Raw genomic sequence first — 19,013 nt, 5'->3', positions numbered from 1 at the left:
ATGAAGAAAATAGGATTGCTTTCGGATACCCATAGCTATTGGGATGAGAAATACAAAAACCATTTTGCCGATTGTGACGAGGTTTGGCATGCAGGAGATATAGGATCGTTTGATTTGACTCTTAAATTTGAGGCATTCAAACCTTTCCGTGCAGTATATGGCAATATAGATGGAGCAGATATAAGAGCTGTATATCCCGAATTCCTACGGTTCACATTAGAAGGGGTAGATGTTTTGATGACTCATATAGGAGGCTATCCGGGTCGTTACGATCCTAAAGTGAGGAATATTTTGCAAGTAGATCCGCCCAGGCTATTTATTTGCGGACATTCGCATATACTGAAAGTAATGTATGATAAGAAATATAACTGTTTGGATATAAATCCCGGTGCAGCCGGAAAATACGGCTTTCATAAAGTAAGAACCTTGTTGCGGTTTGTTTTAGATGAGGGTGCGATAAAAGACCTAGAGGTAATAGAGCTTTCGGAATGAAAGCTCTTATTTCTTATGCTTGTAATGTCGTCTGTCATCAAATGTAGAGATTAGCAGAAATACGCTGCATGCCGATGTTATAAGTATCATAGGCATAAATAAGGCAGGCGATCGTAAAGCCTCAGATCCATAAGTAAAATATACACCGATACCCAAAACGGCTATCAAGGAGTACATAACTCCCAGTATCGATAGTATATTTCCGAATCCGGAACGGGTTTTTGTTGCTTTTTGTTTCGATAAAGCCTTTTCCGTCTCAATCTGTTGCATGATTCTAAACTTCAGATTGTTGCTTGCCTCAAGTCTTGTTCCGGATAATAAGTCTCGGAATTGGCTATCTTCTATATTGTTTTTAATATCCTTTTCCATATTATAAATGTAATAATTTATTTATATAAGCAGAGAAGTCTGTGACCTTAAACTTTTTCATAATGCATCATAGTTCCTATAATATCGGCAAATCGTTTTCGAGCCCGATGTAATTTTACTTTAATATTCGACTCTCCCAAGCCCGTTATCAGAACTATGTCTTTTACCGAGTTCTCTTCCAGATAATACAATGTAAGCAGCAGGCTTTCGTCTTTAGGCATTTTCTCTAAAGTCTCATTTATGACAGCCTTTTTTTCCTGTTCATTAATCCTTTCGAGTGTATCCCATTCGGAAAAAGAACTTTCGGTATCCATCTGTTGATAGTCTACAAATTCGGTACTGAATCCCGAACTGCTTATATGAGTCAGGGCAGTATTGTATACTATTCGGTAAAACCAGGTCGAAAATTTGCTGTCGGTTCTGAATGTATGCAAGTTATGAAAAGCTTTTACATAAGCATTCTGCACGATATCCTCGGCATCCTGCTTATTTCCGCAGATACGAAAGGCGATGGTTATTGCCATATCCTGATAAGTATCCACAAAATAGGCAAAGGCGGACGTATCCCCCTTTAAAACCTGTTTTATTTTTAGCTTTTCATCCATTGGTGTTACTCTTCTAAGTCTTTATCTTTAGTAACAAAGTAAAACAGGACGTAAGCTAGTCCTAGGAACAGAAGCACACAAGCCGCCATAGTATAACCTTCCTGTAAGGCAAGAAATGTTTCTGCGATATTACCTATAAGTAAGCCTAGGGCGATGCCAATGCATAAGAAGCCGTTTCTTAAAGACCTGTATCTGTTGGGAGTAGGCTTCGATTGCGGAGGAGGTACTATTCCTTGTTTGATCAGTTCCATATTCTCTTTGTTCTTTGTGCGCATACTTACAAGCCCGAGATACATCCCAAACCCGATAGGAAGAGCAACTGCCGATAGAATTGCTATAATTGGTATTAAACCTTCTTCTACAAATTCCATAATATTGGTTGTTTTAGTTGTTATTAATTTGTTTACATGAATATGACCAGATGAATTTGAGATTGGTTACAAATTTGAGTATTTTTTTTCAAATTAATTCTGTTTTATAGATAATGAGGTATTTAGGGCTTATTCTAAATACCTCATCTTATAGATAAAATAATAAATTCGGATATTACCCTTTGATAACTAGGCATAAACTATCCTCCAAAGCTGTAACCGAGTGCATAACACCGGCAGGAATGGGAGTTTCTTCATATTGAGACAGCATTACCATCTTTTCTCCCTCTTTGTATACGACTTTACCTCCCAATACAATCAGCTTTGCAGGGATGTCGGTTTTGTGATCTTCCAAGACCATATTTTTAGTGAAGCCTATAGCTATTACTTTGAAGTTTGTTCCGCTTTGTAATACTTTGGCTACAGGGCGTTTTGCAGACTCCAGGTCTTTGAGTATTTGTTTTATTGTCATGATTTTATTCTTTTATGATATAAGTTTCTATTAAATTGTTATTTGACTTGCTCCAGTATTTGTATTCTTTTGCTTTCAGAATATCGATTATAGGAACAGGGACGAAGGGTGTTACTATTTTCAGTATTTGCTCAGCCTTCAATGATTGAGATTTTTCAATAATTTGTTTCATCGGGCTTTTACCCTCATTAAGTATTGGGCAGACATCAAATGTTTCAATAACGATCTCTTCATTGACCCATTCCGGCTGGGGAAGAAATTTATGAGACTCTTCTGTATTTGTATTCGCAGGGCATAGGTTCGCCTTTTTTCTCAAACTAGAGATCAGTTCTCCCGGATTAAGCCTCGCTATTTCTGATATTTGTTTCAGAGTAGCTACCCTCGCAATAGTTTTCCTGAGAATAGGGTTCTTTAACTTGGCAAAGGAGGGTGATAACTCAAGCAAGACTTCTTCCAATTGCGGATAATGATCGAGCATTTCTGCCACTTTGGTTTGAAGATTTATATCAAGTTGTGTATCCATATCATTTGGATGTATACGAAGGTAAACGTTGTTCACCTTCCAATTTTCGATATTCGGTAAGGTCTTGAGTACATTCTATAACGCCGAGGTATTCACCGTCTTCGTTTCTCATTGCTATATATTCGATGTATATAAAGCGACCTTTGAAATTAATCCAGAATGTAGCATTCGTTTCTTTTCCGCTTTTGAAGTCACTTAATATTTGCTCAACAATATGAACACTATGCGGAGGATGGCACAGTTGAACACTTCGTCCGATGATGGCACGATTCCTGTCGAAAATACGGTGTGGTCCTAAAGAGAAGAATTTAACCTTGTCGTCTTTATCCACAAAAGTAATATCCATAGGCAGGATATTGAATAATGCTGTCAATTCTTCTACCGAGAAACTACCTGTAGGAAGTTGTATGCTACCATTACCCGAATAGGTAATTTTACTTATCTCGATATTTTCGGGAGTCCATTTGTCCGTAGGATCATAAAGACAGAATCCGAATTCGGTAGTTTGTTGATAAACCTGATACCACTCTTCGTCGGTTAGAGTGTCCATAGACATAGGTAGAAGAATTTCTTCCTCTTTCATTATCATACCATCAATAGCTGATAAAGTCGGTTCTAAAGTATAAGCTATGGCAGTGCATAAATCACTTATAGAAAGACTTTCAGATATGCTCAAAATTTCATGTGCAGCCTTGAGTAAAGCACGGGTTTCATCATGTTTACCCCACATAACTTTAGGAGGTCCGGTTATTTCATGCTTCTCCAGAAATGGGAATAGCAGGTATTCTTTTCTGAGGTAATGTTTGTCAACATCTGATAATGCATTGAAGCACCCTTTTAGTTCTATCAGGTAACCTTTTATTTCCTCCTCTTTTAGATTAGGAGCCTTAATGAACAGTTGCCTTGTTTGAGTAATTGTTTTAGTTAATTCTTGATTCTCTTTTTTGAATGTATCTACAGGATGACCTGCCGGAACAGGGCGTGCTCCCGATTGATCGATATGTCCTTCTAATACGGCAGTATGTATGTCACAAAGTTTAAGAACTTCTTCGGTCGGTAAGCCTTCATTAATAAGCTCCTGTTCTACTTGCACCACATCATCGTAAGGAATACTGCGAAGTATTTCCTCCAGTCTTTTTCGGACTGCATCGGGAGCTTCCCCTTTATGTAATTGGAGAATCAGGTGTTTAAGAAGCTCTTTCTTTTTTTCAGAATTATTTATAAGTTCGCTCATGGCTGAATGGTATTTGATATTTGAATATATACAAAGCTAATCCTCTTGTGGTCTCGAAATTTGTATCAAATGTTACAACAGCAGTATTTTATATGTATAGGTTCTTTTTTAGGAGTTGGTAAAGAATAATAACTCTTTTTTACACATAAATACAGATAAGTTTTATAAATTGCATGGTATTACTTAACGGTAAGCATTTTCGAGAAGACCGAACTAAGATCAACTAAAACACGATATACTATGTTACCCGCAAACTATGAGCAGCTGATAGGCGAGTTGTCGAAAAAGATCGACCCCAAACGCCTGATAACAAATCCTCTTCAACTTTTGGCATATGGTACTGATGCAAGTTTTTACAGGCTTATACCAAAGCTTGTGGTGCAGGTTCATTCCGAAGAAGAAGCCGTAGAAGTAATCCGTCAAACCGGAAAGCTTAATATACCAGTAACGTATCGAGCTGCGGGGACAAGTCTCTCAGGGCAGGCAATAACGGATTCGGTATTAATGGTTGCGACTCACCATTGGAGAAAATACTCAATATTGGAAGATGGTCTTAAGATCAGGTTACAACCCGGAATTACAGGTGCAAGAGCCAATGTCTTTCTGGTTCCTTATGGTCGTAAGATAGGACCCGATCCGGCTTCCATCAATGCGGCTATGATTGGAGGAATTGCTTCGAATAATGCTAGCGGTATGTGCTGTGGTACATCGCAAAATTCATATAAAACCATATCAGATATCCGTATCGTTCTATATGATGGAACTATACTTGATACTGCTGACGATAACAGTAAAAAGGCTTTCAAAGAAAAGCACCCCGAGATTATCAAAGAAATAGAACAATTGCGTGATGATGTAAAAGCAGACAGCGTATTGTTCGAGAGAATTCAGCGTAAGTTTAAGATAAAGAATACAACCGGATACAGTATCAATGCCCTTGTCGATTATCAAGACCCGTTTGATATTATCAAACATCTGATGATTGGAGCCGAAGGTACTCTTGCTTTTATTTCGGATCTGACTTATCATACAGTTGTTGATGAGAAGTACAAAGCTTGTACTTTGATGATTTTCGACACCATAGAAAAAGCTTGTGAGGCTACTCCGTTGCTAAAGGAAAGTCCTGTTTCAGCAGTTGAATTGCTGGATAGGGATTCTATCCGTTCAGTAGAAAATGACCCCGATGCACCTGCTTATTTCAAAGAGCTACCCGAAACAACCTGTGTGTTGTTGGTCGAGATTCAGGCGAATACAAAAGAGGAGATGGATCAGAAGGAAGCAGCAATTCGCAAGGCAGTTGCACCTATTCCTACTTTTCAACCTTATGTGTTTACATCTGACCCTAAAGAATATAACTTTAACTGGAAAGCTCGCAAAGGCTTGCTGTCATCGGTTGGAGGATTGAGAAAAACGGGTACTACTTGTCTCATCGAAGATGTAGCATTCCCTGTACCTCGTTTGGCTGAAGCTTGTATTGCTATAAAAGACCTTTTCAAAAAGCTCGGATATACAGATGCAGTTTTGTTCGGTCATGCCTTAGAAGGTAATCTACACTTGGTATTCTCTCAGGATTTCTCAACCCCTGTTGAAGTTGAGAGATATGCTAAATTGATGGATGACCTATCTGATATTGTGGTCAATCAATTTGACGGATCATTGAAAGCCGAACATGGCACAGGGCGTAATATGGCACCATTCGTAGAAAAGGAATGGGGCGAGGCCGCCTATAAGATCATGTTGCGGATTAAGAATATATTCGACCCTCGCAGGTTGATCAATCCGGGAGTAATCATCAATCAGAATCCAAAGATTCACTTGGAGAACCTGAAGCCACTTCCTGAAGCACATGAGCTGATAGATAAATGTATGGAGTGCGGATTCTGCGAGCCGAATTGTGTTTCGGAAGGATTGACTCTTTCGCCACGCCAAAGAATTGTCATTGCCCGTGAAATATCACGCTTGAGAGCTGCCGGAGAAGACCCGGATCGTTTGAAGAAGATGTTGCGTGATGCGCAGTATTTCTCGAATGAAACTTGTGCAACCGATGGTCTTTGTGCATTGGCTTGTCCCGTGAAGATAGATACAGGAAAGTTTATCAAAGACTTACGCCATCAGGAAGCTAGCGAAACAGCTATTGACCTGGCAGAATATATTGGAGATCACATGCCGGGTATTACCAATATGGGTAGAGCCGGACTTAATATTGTAGGCTTCTTTCAAACAGTATTGGGTGATAGCTTGATGGGTGGTATTGCAGGCAGTATGCGTTTCTTGACAGGTAATTCTATTCCGAAGTGGAATAAGTATATGCCGAGAGGTGCAAGAAAGATTAAGCACTCAATAGCCAATCCCGGGCAAGTCGATAAAGTGGTTTACTTTCCGTCTTGTATCAACCGGACTATGGGTAAATCAAAGGACTACAAGAAAGAAGACGTTGAGTTGACCCGTAAGACCGAAGAGCTTCTGACCCGTGCCGGGTTCACCATAATATATCCCGAAGGTCTTAATGCACTTTGCTGTGGTATGGCATTCAGCAGTAAAGGACTGAAAGAAGAGGGAGCACGAAAGTCGAAAGAACTGGAAGATGCTCTTTATCAGGCTTCCGAAGGAGGTAAGTATCCTATCTTGTTTGATATGAGCCCTTGTTTCTATACTTTCCATGAAGCATATTCGAATAAAGATCTCAAAATATACGATCCTATAGAGTTTATGCTCGATTTTGTAATGCCTAAACTGCCTGTTAAAAATCCACGTGAAGTAGTCAGCGTATTTCCTGTATGTTCGGTTAAGAAAATCGGAATGGAGCAAAATCTATACAAGTTGGCAAAAATGTGTTCAAACAAAGTGGCAATGGTCGAAAGCAACTGTTGCGGCTTTGCCGGAGACAGAGGATTCACTTATCCCGAACTGAATAAACATGGTCAAAGACATCTTGCAGAACAAATTCCGGCCGGTTGCAAAGACGGTTTCTCTACGAGCCGTACTTGCGAAATCGGAATGACAGAATACAGTGATGTAAACTTTAAGTCGATATTCTATTTGATTGATGAGGTTACAAGGTGACAACTTGTATACATTTACTTCACATTTATAACAACTACTACACAAAAAGGTGACACTTTTGGGTAGTAGTTGTCACTTTTTTAAGAGGCTTTATTTCAGAGAGTAAAGGCCTAAAACATTACAATAGTGACAAAAGTGACACGGGAAATATAGTTTACTTATTTGAGTTTTGTAATTCGTTTGTTTTATAGAAGTTTGGTGTTTAATAAAGTGACGAAAGAATTCTAAGAAAAATTCAAATTAGTCATCAATTTTATTTGAATTAATAGTATTTTTCAATTCCTCCAAATCCTGTTATTACTTTATTCTCTTTCGTTTTGTTGATAAAGTTATTTAATCGTTTTTCAAATTCTTCGGGTCGTTTCCTTGCAGCGTTAATGTATGCAATTCGGATACGTTTATATGCCTCGGATAAATGTTGATAGTTGTTCCATGCTATTTTATCTTCTCTCAATGCCTCAATTATATCATCCGGAAAAATAAAAGGATCAGACAAAACAATTCGTATTTTATCCTCAAAATTCGGGTGTATTTTTTTATTTTCCAATAACCATTTGAGTCTTTCTTTGTTGGCTTGCGAATAAGTGCTTTTAGGGTTTCTGGGGGTGAAACGCTGAATTTTATGATCTTTGTCAAGCGACTTTATCGTACTGTCAATCCACTCGAAACAAAGAGCTTCTTCAACAGCATCATTATATAAAATGCTTTTTTTGCCCGAAGATTTAATAGGAAATACAAACCAAATTTCATTAGCAGTCTCAAAGTTATCTGTCAGCCACTTTCGCCAATCTTCTCGATTCTCAAAATACTTTATCTTATTTTCTATTGTCATAACAAGTCACTCAAAATAAATATTTTACAACCTTTACTCTCATAATAATGAAGCATTTCGTCAATTTTCTTTTTATCATAACTCGTAATGCAATCTGATAAGACATTAACGCTGTAGTTTGCTTTACATAAGTTGTAGCAGGTCGATTTAACACAAGCAACAGCATCTGCTCCTGCTATATAGAAATCACATATTTCATTTTTATTAATAAAGTCTGCAAACTCCTCACTACTTAAGGCATTTCCTTTGTATTTTGTAAAAATATTGTTTGATGCTATTTTTAAGTCTGGGGCTAATTCCGCACCGCGCGTATTGGACTTAAAAGTCCTTGTGCCGGCAGATAAATTTTCATGCCTGATATAAACAACGTGAATATCATTATTAACCGCCCAATCAATAGATTGATTTATATTTTCAATGATATCCTTGTAATTCTTTGTTATATCATTTTGAATATCTATTATTACTAATGCTTTTTTCATTTTTCTTGCTTTTTTGAATCTTTATCAGGCGGTTTGGATGTCGTTTAATATTCAATTCAGTGTTCCATGAATAGCAACTACCGTACTTTATCTTTCAAAAACAAAGGTATTGAAAATAAACATCAGGGAGAATAGCTTATCCCCTAATTGTAAGGAATACTTTTAAGCTGTTTGTTGGGATCAATATAAGGTAAGCATCGCTCCACAATAGTATGTAGCAGGTATTGAAACCTAAAATTCAAATGGGCATTGTTCTCTGCGATATCTTTTCTTTAATAAACAATCTCTATGTAACAAAACTTACGAGTCTGTATTATCTATTTTATTTTCATTTGTAATCAGTTTCAAAGAACGCTTTTTCTATTATTATATAGATAAACGAGATGTTTTTTTATCTTGTATTGCTTAGCTTTTCCGACGCCTCTGCTTATATTAAAGATGTTGAAATTTTTCTATACGCCCTTTCTTTTAAAAGGTATTTGTCTGTTTAAGATATCTATATAGGCTTTTTTGATAGAAAATGCTGTGAAATTTATTTGTTATTGTTAACTTTAGCGAGTAAATAAACCGAATCTATTTTTTATGAAGATGAAAAACGCCCTGAAATCCGTATTGGCACATAAAATAATCATATAAATTTTTGTTGGCACCTGAAACTCTTATCAGTCAATCGATAAGTGTTTGGGCACACACCGGTGTGTTTGAAGCAAAATAGAAGTATTTAAATATAAAATTATAAAAGATGAAAAGAGTAATTTATTTATTGTTCGCAGTGGTTTTACTTGCGTCTTGCAACAGTAAACCAAAAGATCTGGCTGTGACAGTCGAAAATCCGAGTGATTTTGATCGAACTACTGACCTGGTCGAATTGCCATTGGAAGGTATAAAAACAAAAGTAACTTTAGCTGAAGGTCAGGCGTATGTTGTGAAAAATGCAAAAGGAGAAATCGTTCCATCGCAAGTAACTTACGATGGTAAACTGGTCTTTCAATCAGGAGTAAAAGCAAAAGAAACGGTAACTTTTACTGTTTCGGCAGGAGAGAATCCCGAATTTAAAGCACAAACTTACGGTCGTTTTATTACGGAGCGTAAAGATGACTTTGCCTGGGAAAACGATCGTGTAGCTTTCCGTATTTATGGCCCGTCTCTTATTGCGACAGACGGATCCAGTAACGGTTTAGATCTTTGGTATAAACGTACCAATGATATGAAGATTGATCAATGGTACAAAGATGATATTGCAGGGGTTGCATCTTATCATGAAGATCACGGTGAAGGATTAGACGATTATAAAGTAGGTCGTTCGTTAGGTGCAGGAGCTATGGCTCCGTTTGTGAATGGAAAATTATGGTTGAACGAAAATTTTGCTTCTCAGGAATTATTGGAAAACGGACCTCTTCGTACTACTTTGAAATTAACATATAAAGATATCGAAGTAGATGGTAAAACATATAGAGAAAGCCGTACATTTTCTATTGATGCAGGCTCTCAATTCTCTAAAGTTGTACAAGAATATGGAGTGGCAGAAGATATGACTGTTGCAGCCGGAATAGCTAAGCGTGCCGCTAATGACACCATCATTGTTTCTCCCGATAATGACTATATTATTTACAGAGAACCAAGCGTAAAGGCAGGCCCTGTTTATCTGGGACTTGTTTTCCCTGCGGGCATAGATTCTATGGTAGTGGATACTTATAACGTAATGAATGCCAAAACTAAAAAAGAGGATACCTATTCTCATGTATTGGCAGTTGCAACATACAAAGCCAATCAACCGATAACCTACTATACAGGTTATGGCTGGAGCAAATTTGGTTTTGCAGATGAGGCAGCATTCCAAACGTATACAAGTAATTTCTCTAAAGGCTTGAAACAGCCATTGGTGGTGAAATTTTAAATTAAAGTATAGATAAACTTTAAAGTTCTTATAATATGAAAAATCAGTTTTGTTTAGAAGGAAAAGTAGCTCTCGTAACAGGGGCTTCTTACGGTATAGGTTTTGCAATAGCATCCGCTTTGGCAGGAGCAGGAGCCAAGATTGTTTTCAATGACCTTAAGCAAGAGTTTGTAGACAAAGGTTTGGCTGCATACAAAGAAGCAGGCATTGATGCTAAAGGTTATGTATCTGACGTAACCAACGAAGACCAGATAAATGCAATGGTTGCACAAATCGAAAAAGAAGTAGGCGTTATTGATATACTTGTAAACAATGCAGGAATCATCAAACGTATACCGATGATCGAAATGTCAGCAGCAGAATTCCGTCAGGTAATCGATATTGATCTGAACGGACCATTTATTGTCGCAAAAGCAGTAATCCCCGGTATGATCAAAAAAGGAGCAGGTAAAATAATCAATATCTGTTCGATGATGAGTGAGTTGGGACGGGAAACAGTATCGGCTTATGCAGCAGCAAAAGGTGGCTTGAAAATGTTGACACGCAATATAGCTTCTGAGTACGGCGAGTTCAATATTCAGTGTAATGGCTTAGGACCGGGTTATATTGCTACACCTCAAACAGCACCATTGAGAGAAGAAGGACATCCTTTCAACTCTTTCATTATAGCAAAAACACCGGCAGCACGTTGGGGAACTCCCGAAGATTTAGCAGGTCCTGCAGTATTCCTTGCTTCGGATGCTTCTAACTTCGTAAACGGACACGTTCTTTATGTAGATGGTGGTATCTTAGCTTATATCGGAAAACAACCTTGATTCAGTAAACATTTACGAACCATGATAGAAAGAAAATCCCATTACAACGATAAGTTATAATGGGATTTTTCTGTTATTTCATTTCTTTTTCTACTACCCATGATTGCAGCAGGTCTTTATGTTTATTATAAAAGAGTCTTGCTCCTACCATCGGATCATTGTCTTTCAGAACATCACTCATCAACTCATTAAGCATTTTTTCATCCATTGAGAAATTGGAAAAGAATTTTGCCAATTCAGGCTTGTCAGTAGAGAAGCCTTTTCGGGCAATGATCTTTATTTCATCTTTCGGATAAATATTTTTCAGGTCATCCAGAGGTTTCAGATCGTATTCAGCCCACATGAAATGAGGTTTCCATCCGGTGATAACCACCCATTCATTATGGGCAATTGCCTTTTTTAAGGCTGTAATCATGGATGTTTCCGAAGATGCAATTTGAGTCAGTTCCAAATCATAGGCTTTGATGGCATCTTCGGTGGTTCTGTAAATACCTGCCCCCGATGCTATACCATAGATTTTTCCGTTGAACTTATCTTTATTGGCATTTAATTCTTCTATCGAATTTATATCTACATAGGTCGGTACAACCAGCCCTGTAATACCGTCGTCAAACGTAGTACCTAATAGATCAATTTTATCTCCGTAGCGAGTCCAATAATCCTTATGGGTATTGGGTAACCAAGTGTCCATACATACATCGGCATCGCCACGCGATAACGATGCATAGATAGGACCCAGTTCTAATCGCTTAATGGTTACAGTATATCCTTTTTCTTCGAGAATAATCTGTGCCAGATTTGTAATGGCTATGCCTTCCGCCCAATTAGGATAGAGTAATAATACATCTTGTTTTTTTATGCGTTGGCAAGCCGGCATAATGATGAGGCAAGCCAATAATATAATTAATATATTCTTTTTCATTATTTAGCTACCTCCTTTTTTTGTCCTATCGATTGGGTTGTTCTGTCCAATATAATGGCAAGAATCACAATGCACAATCCTGCCTCAAAGCCAAGAGCTACATCAGCTTGTTGGATACCTGCATATACGCTTTCTCCCAGTCCGCCTGCACCAACCATCGATGAAATTACGACCATCGACAGAGCGAGCATTATCACCTGATTTACTCCGGCTAATATGGTAGCCATTGCCAGCGGTATCTGCACTTTAAACAGGGTTTGTCTGCCTGTACATCCGAATGCAACCGAAGCTTCCACTATTTCTTTGGGAACATCACGTATTCCCAGAGCAGTCATACGTACCGCAGGGGGAAGAGAGAAGATAACGGTTGCTACAACTCCCGGAACATTACCTACCGAAAAAAATAAGATGGCAGGAATCAGGTATACGAAAGCCGGCATGGTTTGCATCAGGTCGAGTAGGGGTCTTACCATAGCATTTACCTTTTTGTTTCGTGCACACCAGATTCCCAGAGGAATACCAATGAGCAGAATGATAAATGTGGCAACTATTACAAGCACCAGTGTATTGATTGTCTCTTCCCAAAACCCCATCCAGTATATAAGTAGGAATCCTAATACACAAAAGATCGGTAAGTCAAATATATCTTTGGCATTTTGCTTTGTTACATTTAATTTACGACAGCTCTTATTTTTAATTACAAATGTCAACAGTGCAAACAATGCGATAAGTATATAAAAGGGAATCGACAATAATGCTCCCTGCATAACATCGACACAATTTTCGATGATGATCGTTATTTGCCTAAAGACAGGCTCTCCTGCATCCGAAAGCCAATCGACAAAATGTTCTACGTATTTTCCTATATTTAATTTTTCCATATGGATTCTTATTCTTTTTTAGATTGTAAATATTGATTCTGCTTATTTCTCTTCAGTCTATAAAGAGTAGCTCTGAGACCTTAATTGGCACTTTCTATAATAGACTGTACTTTATCGTCATCATAACCCGTTACCATAGATACCACGTCCGAATGTCTTATATAGCCAACAGGACGGTCTTTATGGTCAACTACAGCCAATGGATATTTCTGATTGATAAATAATGGCAGTAAATCTGTAATGGAAGTATCCATCGAAACTTTAGGTATATCGTTTACGATAGAATCAATATTATTTTCTTTGTTGGCTATTTTTTTACGGATGTCTTTCTCTCCGACATAACCAATAAGACGTCCCAGATGGTCAACAACGGGGAGAAATTTCAGTAAGTGGCGTTCCATTAAACGGAGTGCAGATGCCGGACCATCTTTTCCCAGCCATATTCGAGCCTTGAAAGGTTCGTTTATAGCCGAAGCAGTTATAATTTTAGCCATATCTACATTCCCGATAAAAGCTTTCACGTAATCGTCAGCCGGATTGAGCAGTATATCTTCGGGAGTACCTTGTTGAACTATTTCTCCGTCCTTCATTATCGCAATCGTATTACCCACTTTGATTGCCTCATCTAAATCGTGAGTAATAAATATGATCGTCTTTTTCAAAGACTGCTGTATTTCTACCAATTCATCCTGCATCTGTGCCCTGATAAGTGGATCTAAGGCACTAAACGCCTCATCCATCAATAGTATTTGAGAATCAGTAGCAATGGCACGGGCAATACCTACACGTTGCTGCATACCTCCACTGAGTTGGTGGGGAAATGAGTTTTCGTACCCCGAAAGGTCAACCATGCTGAGTATCTCTTTAGCCTTTGCATGTCTTTTTTCCTGAGGTATCCCTTGTATCTCTAATCCAAAAGCAACATTGTCTAAAATTGTACGGTGTGGAAGTAGTCCAAAATGCTGGAAAACCATTCCAACCTTTTTTCTTCTCAGATTTAACAACGCATGCTTATCCATTTTAGTAATATCTTCCCCATCAATCACCAAAGATCCAGATGTGGGTATATTCAGCATATTGAAACACCTTAACAGAGATGATTTTCCACTCCCCGACAATCCCATAATAACAAATATTTCACCTTCATTAATCGAGAGGTTTGCATTTTTTACTGCAATGGTACACCGTGTCTTAGAATGAATTTCTTTTTTACTTTTACCGCTTTTCAACATTTTGTATGCCTGTCTTTTGGCAGAACCAAATATCAGGTACAAATCTTTTATTTCTATCTTACTCATATTTTAAGAATGTTATTAAAGGTCCGAGACCTTATGATACTTTCTGTTTGTGTTTCTATTTTATGTTTATCTAATTAACTATACCTTAGAAGTAATAGCCTATATTTATATTGAGACGGCTGTTCCATCTGGCATCAGCAGTACCTTTTCCCAATCCCTCACCAAAATCGGATGTTAACCAGGGGTGATTCTTGCCTAAGGCATAATCTACATACGTATATATAGGCCCCGAGGCTATCAGCATACCCGGAACAAACTGCTGTGTATCATGAAATCCTGCTTTTCTTTTATGTACAACCGAATAGTCAATATAGGGTTGAATACTGGATATGAGACGTCTGTTGACAGGTATGCTATACGAAATACCTGCAACGTATATCATTCCTTTAGCAGCTACGTCATAAGACGATCCGTAGGCACCCATCTGTACGATATCGAGACGTTGATTGTTATCCGATTGTGCGTTGTAGTTATAACCTATAACTTCACCTTTAAAGTTCCATCGGTTATAATTTATCAACGTATGGGCTGCCCAGCTAAAACCCCAATTCCGTTTATTGAGTGTTTCATTGTATATACTACCCATTTCAGCCGAAAGTCCGAGTTCTACTTCCGGTAATATTTGATAGCGTATACGTCCGTTAAACTGATCCAACTCTCTGATATAAGCATCTACTTTTTCACCATTGCTATATCCGTATGTAGGGACTATGGCATAAGAGTACCGACCGTTACCTACCGAGTTGTCATCGGCATTAGATGGTACGGAACCTCGGGGCGCGGCTTGTCTGAAATAAGCAGCCTCTACTCTCAGTTTATGGCGTATGTAAAAGAATCCGATTCCTGTATTGTAGGTATCTTCCCATCCCAGATAATAAGGAACCTGAAACCACCACGAATGTGAAGCAAAGTCTCCAATCCCAAAGGGTTTCTGGAATACACCCAGTTTGGCATACCAGTTGTTATCGATTTGATAACCGATAGAAGCATGATGTAGAAAATGTGTTTTGAATTCGGGATAGAAACGATACTGGAAGCTGAGATCAAACCCTTTTTGGTGAGCTTCGACAGATAATAACCAAGTATCCATCCTCACGTAGGTGTCTAAATTGTTGTTGCTCGATTCGTAATTTTCCATAACTGCATTGAAGCGTACAGCTCCACCGAGCTTGAAGAAGTCTTTTTTTATACTGTCATTTTTAGCATATAAAACAGATGCACAGAAAACAAGAAAGTAAGTTATATAGATACGTATTTTAAACATACATTTTTAGTTTTAGGCCTAACACCTTTGACTGCTTTGATAACTTTAAGTATTTGAGAAGGTTTAATGATCTATTTCTAAACCATTACAACCTATAGTCGTTATACTTACCAAAGCAATAAAAAGGTCTGAGCCCTTAAACAGTTTGGGTGTTAAATAAAACAATTATTTTACAATAGGTGCATAACAACACATGTCAGGACAAATCAGATCAAATGATTATTGGAGTCCAAAGATGTTACGCTAAAAAATACATAGAATTCAGATTTTCGAAGGGTCTTTGTCTAATGATTATTGACAAAAAATATGTTGCAGACCTAATCTGAATAATGAGAGAATAATTCTTTCATCAACACAAAGATATGAAAAAACAATTAAAAATCAGGACTTTAATTTGGTAAAATGAAATTAAGTTAAAAAATAAAGCCTGTTTGAGTTTTGTTAAAGTGCAGTTTGTTTTCTGTATGTCAGTCTGTTATGTGAGGGTTGTTCTCGCAGGCTTTTTTTTATAAAAAAGGTGGAAATTAAGTCCTTCCACCTTCTTAATTATTAAAGTTATTAACAGATATTATCCTTTCGATAAAGTAAAAAATATAGGCGATTTTACTTGAGACTATGTAGAAAATCAGATAGATTAATATCTTTATCCAAATTCATTTTCTTTCGTAGTCGATACCTGCTAACTTCTACTCCACGAATTGAGATGTTTAATAAAGGAGCTATTTCTTTCGATGTAAGATTCATTTTCAGATAAGCACATAATATTTTATCATTTCGGGTGAGATTCGGATACCTGTCATCTAATAAATTGAAGAAATCTTTATGTATGAGATTGAAATTTGATTGGAAAATCTGAAAGTCTTTATCGTGATCAATATTATTATTGATCTGAGTAATCAATCGAACCACTTTCTGTTTTATGATATTCGGCTGCTTGTTTTCATCCAAAGATTTCGATATACTCATTACATTCTTACGGACATCCTCCAGCATTTCGTTCTTTCGGACGATATTAAGTATATAGCCCGATAATTCCTGTGTTTTATAATGAAGTTTGGTCTTCAGGTTTTCGTTTTGCAGTTCATATATTTTTTTATCCTTTAGCATCCTTTCCTCTTCGTAACGTTGGCTTTGAGCAATCAGTAAAGCACCTTTCTCGTTGATTATTTTCTTTTGTTTACCAATTGTTCTTCGATATACGATAAACGAAAGCAACATAAGGAATAAGCCATAGACAATATAAGCCCATATAGAGCGATACCAAGGTGATAGAATTTCAAATTTGATAGCTGTTGTTTGTCCCGGTGTATTCTCACCTTTTATATAAGCTTTTACTTCAAACGTATATTCCCCTTCCATCAACTTTGTGTATTCTTTGATGGTCTTAGGTGAAGGTGTACTCCATTTTTCATCTATCTCTTTCAATCGATATGAATAAAGAATATCTTCATTTTTCGAATATTCGGTAGCAGCAAAATGGATATTAATAGAGTTTAATGAATAAGGTATGACAATTTTCTGAGATGAATTTCCATAATAAAGAGTACTGTCATTGCTGGTTGCCACCAGCTTTCGGATAGCAATATTCAAATTGTGATTTATCTGGCGTTCACGAGATAAATCGACCTTGACGAAAGCCTTGTCTACAGCTACAATTGCAGATGTCGAATCGAGAAGAGAGACATTTTCGTACCCGCCTATCAGATCATTCGCTAACCCGATGTTATAGGTTTGCTGGGTATATCCATCTTTCTTATAAGGTAAAAACTTAAGACTGCGGTCTGAAACATACCATATGTTTTTCAGGTTGTCCATTTTCAGATATTCATAATATCTACTTCCGTCCAAAAGTTTTTCCAGTTGGAGATAGCGATCAAAATTATCCGAGATACGGCTGTACTGATAAATTCCATCCTGAGCACATATTACCAGATTATTGTCAATTTTGCTGAAAGTAGTATTCTCGTCTATTACTATATTTTTCAGAGCATATTCTTTTCGGCTTATCATTGCCTTCTGCTCGTTGTCAAGAGTTATTCTCTGAATATATCCTCCCATATTTACAACCCAGAAAGTATTGTTTATGTCATCTTCGATAAAACCGCGTGATGAGTTAAAGAAATTGCCAACATTATGAGAGAATTGCCAGACTCCATTCTTTTTTTCTAATATTCTGAATCCCGAATAGGCTCCTGCAATCATACGATTACTATTTGAAGCCAGAGGATGTATTTCCCAGATACCTGTCAGATTTATCTTATAGGTAGATTGTGGAGATATGACGATTATACCATTGTCGCCGGCACTGAACAGTGAATTATCATAGACATTTAACGACCAGATTTGACCTTCCGAATCTTTAATGAGTTGGCAGGTACCGTTTTTATCAAGTTTGTATAAACCCTGATTGGTTCCCAGATAAAGCTCGTTGTTAAACAGGGCAGAGCAGTAACCGGTTCCGATAAGTGAATTTATGGCAAAAAGAGGACGAACTGGAGATTGTAAGTCGATGTATCCAACTCCTTTATCGAGTCCTAACCACAGGTTATTGTTTTTATCGAATGTAGAGCTTAATACGGTATTGTTACTTAAGCCGTTTGTTATGTTAAACTCTTCGTGATATTGCGGGTCTTTGAGATCGAAAAGAAAAACTCCGTTCTGAACAGAACCCAATGCAATTTTAGAACCCGTTAACGAAGCACAGAATAGTTGGTTTTTGGCAATGAAGCCATCGGCAATAGAGCGTATTTTGTTATTCCACATATGATCCATCAAAAATATTCCATCACGGGCTGTAACAGCTAATATCTTATTGTCATATGGAATCATTTCAACAATTTTCGATCCTTTAAGCGATTCCGATGGAGCAAGCAGTTCTATTTTATTTCTGTGATTCAGAAAAAATATACCTTCTGCTGTTCCTATATATATTTTGTTGTTAATTATAGTGGAGCAATCTATTTTGTAGTTAGTGGTGATGACAGAGATAGTATCTGCTGCTGGGTCATAAACTAATATACTTCCATCGTCGAGAAAATAGGTTTTATCCTTTACAGTGTATATGCTCCAAACTTCTCCCCACCAGTTAGCCAGTTTTTCGGAAAGCGAATGATAAGCAAGTTGTCCTATACTGTTAGGTTCAAAGTAGCCAAACTCGGAGCTTCCTCCCACATAAATTTTTTTTTCGCTGAACTCTATAGACCTTACAATTTTATTCTTTATAGGATATAAATTCCAGTTTACACCATCGAATTCTAATAAGCCGTTTGTATTGGCAAAATACATCCACTCGTTGCTTGATTGCTTAACCATCCAATTCTGAAAACCACCTTTATAAGTGTTCCTTTCATAGTTGATTATGTTTCGTTGCCACGAAGCAAAAGCCGGTAATTGAAACAGCAGTAAATAGCAAATTATATGTAGAATATATTTCATAGTTTATCATAGTTAAAAGTACACTAAGTTATAAAAGATTTTTAAATGTAAACAAAAG

17 protein-coding genes are annotated in these 19,013 nt (G+C 37.4%); 4 read left to right on the top strand and 13 right to left on the bottom strand.

Annotated features, from left to right (window positions below; all coding sequences use genetic code 11):
* Entirely contained in the window at positions 1-492 is a 492-nt protein-coding gene (locus tag G7050_RS05435; RefSeq protein WP_166112294.1) for a metallophosphoesterase, read from the top strand.
* A 6-nt stretch (positions 493-498) separates the two neighbouring features.
* Here G7050_RS05435 and G7050_RS05430 read toward each other — a convergent pair whose 3' ends face one another.
* The 6 genes from G7050_RS05430 to G7050_RS05405 all read right to left on the bottom strand — a co-directional run bounded on the left by G7050_RS05430 (position 499) and on the right by G7050_RS05405 (position 4,066).
* Positions 499-861 carry a hypothetical protein gene (locus G7050_RS05430; protein ID WP_166112291.1) on the bottom strand — a complete coding sequence of 121 codons (363 nt, stop codon included), beginning with the start codon at positions 859-861 and terminating at the stop codon, positions 499-501.
* A gap of 47 nt (positions 862-908) precedes the next feature.
* Positions 909-1,466: an RNA polymerase sigma factor gene (locus G7050_RS05425; protein WP_166112288.1), complete on the bottom strand. Its 558-nt coding sequence runs from the start codon at positions 1,464-1,466 to the stop codon at positions 909-911.
* Between the two features lie 5 nt (positions 1,467-1,471).
* Complete coding sequence (locus G7050_RS05420) at positions 1,472-1,837, bottom strand: DUF6249 domain-containing protein (protein WP_166112285.1); 366 nt, start codon at positions 1,835-1,837, stop codon at positions 1,472-1,474.
* A 175-nt stretch (positions 1,838-2,012) separates the two neighbouring features.
* A complete protein-coding gene (locus G7050_RS05415; RefSeq protein WP_166112282.1) occupies positions 2,013-2,309 on the bottom strand; it encodes a hypothetical protein in 297 nt (98 codons plus the stop codon).
* Positions 2,310-2,313: 4 nt separating this feature from the next.
* Positions 2,314-2,832, bottom strand: coding sequence for a DUF1858 domain-containing protein (locus G7050_RS05410; protein ID WP_166112279.1), 519 nt, complete (start codon positions 2,830-2,832; stop codon positions 2,314-2,316).
* Position 2,833: 1 nt separating this feature from the next.
* Positions 2,834-4,066 (bottom strand): DUF438 domain-containing protein, encoded by a 1,233-nt coding sequence (locus G7050_RS05405; RefSeq protein ID WP_166112276.1) that lies wholly within the window; start codon positions 4,064-4,066, stop codon positions 2,834-2,836.
* Between the two features lie 240 nt (positions 4,067-4,306).
* Here G7050_RS05405 and G7050_RS05400 point away from each other — a divergent pair, with 240 nt between their 5' ends.
* Complete coding sequence (locus G7050_RS05400) at positions 4,307-7,129, top strand: FAD-binding and (Fe-S)-binding domain-containing protein (protein ID WP_166112273.1); 2,823 nt, start codon at positions 4,307-4,309, stop codon at positions 7,127-7,129.
* Positions 7,130-7,391: 262 nt separating this feature from the next.
* Here the strand turns inward: G7050_RS05400 and G7050_RS05395 are convergent, their stop codons facing one another.
* Positions 7,392-7,961 carry a YdeI family protein gene (locus G7050_RS05395; protein WP_166112269.1) on the bottom strand — a complete coding sequence of 190 codons (570 nt, stop codon included), beginning with the start codon at positions 7,959-7,961 and terminating at the stop codon, positions 7,392-7,394.
* Positions 7,958-8,443, bottom strand: coding sequence for a cysteine hydrolase family protein (locus G7050_RS05390; RefSeq protein ID WP_166112266.1), 486 nt, complete (start codon positions 8,441-8,443; stop codon positions 7,958-7,960). The genes G7050_RS05395 and G7050_RS05390 overlap by 4 nt, the downstream gene beginning before the upstream one ends.
* Before the next feature lie 742 nt (positions 8,444-9,185).
* Here G7050_RS05390 and G7050_RS05385 point away from each other — a divergent pair.
* Positions 9,186-10,340: a DUF4861 family protein gene (locus G7050_RS05385; protein WP_166112263.1), complete on the top strand. Its 1,155-nt coding sequence runs from the start codon at positions 9,186-9,188 to the stop codon at positions 10,338-10,340.
* A gap of 35 nt (positions 10,341-10,375) precedes the next feature.
* Positions 10,376-11,155 (top strand): gluconate 5-dehydrogenase, encoded by a 780-nt coding sequence (locus G7050_RS05380; RefSeq protein ID WP_166112260.1) that lies wholly within the window; start codon positions 10,376-10,378, stop codon positions 11,153-11,155.
* A gap of 73 nt (positions 11,156-11,228) precedes the next feature.
* On the opposite strand, the gene G7050_RS05375 is transcribed toward G7050_RS05380, so the two are convergent.
* The 5 genes from G7050_RS05375 to G7050_RS05355 form a co-directional block, all read right to left on the bottom strand.
* Complete coding sequence (locus G7050_RS05375) at positions 11,229-12,077, bottom strand: glycine betaine ABC transporter substrate-binding protein (RefSeq protein ID WP_166112257.1); 849 nt, start codon at positions 12,075-12,077, stop codon at positions 11,229-11,231.
* Positions 12,077-12,958, bottom strand: a complete 882-nt coding sequence (locus G7050_RS05370) for a proline/glycine betaine ABC transporter permease (protein WP_166112254.1) — start codon at positions 12,956-12,958, stop codon at positions 12,077-12,079. The genes G7050_RS05375 and G7050_RS05370 overlap by 1 nt, the downstream gene beginning before the upstream one ends.
* Before the next feature lie 80 nt (positions 12,959-13,038).
* Positions 13,039-14,256, bottom strand: a complete 1,218-nt coding sequence (locus G7050_RS05365) for a glycine betaine/L-proline ABC transporter ATP-binding protein (protein WP_166112251.1) — start codon at positions 14,254-14,256, stop codon at positions 13,039-13,041.
* 85 nt (positions 14,257-14,341) lie between these two features.
* On the bottom strand, positions 14,342-15,520 hold the full coding sequence (locus tag G7050_RS05360) for a hypothetical protein (protein ID WP_255499264.1): 1,179 nt from the start codon (positions 15,518-15,520) through the stop codon (positions 14,342-14,344).
* Positions 15,521-16,123: 603 nt separating this feature from the next.
* Positions 16,124-18,955, bottom strand: coding sequence for a triple tyrosine motif-containing protein (locus tag G7050_RS05355; protein ID WP_166112248.1), 2,832 nt, complete (start codon positions 18,953-18,955; stop codon positions 16,124-16,126).
* Between the last annotated feature and the right edge of the window lie 58 nt (positions 18,956-19,013).

It is taken from the genome of Dysgonomonas sp. HDW5A (assembly GCF_011299555.1).
Classification (GTDB): domain Bacteria; phylum Bacteroidota; class Bacteroidia; order Bacteroidales; family Dysgonomonadaceae; genus Dysgonomonas_A.
The sequence above is the reverse complement of the archived record's forward strand: the minus strand, read 5'-3'. Positions and strand labels throughout refer to the sequence as shown.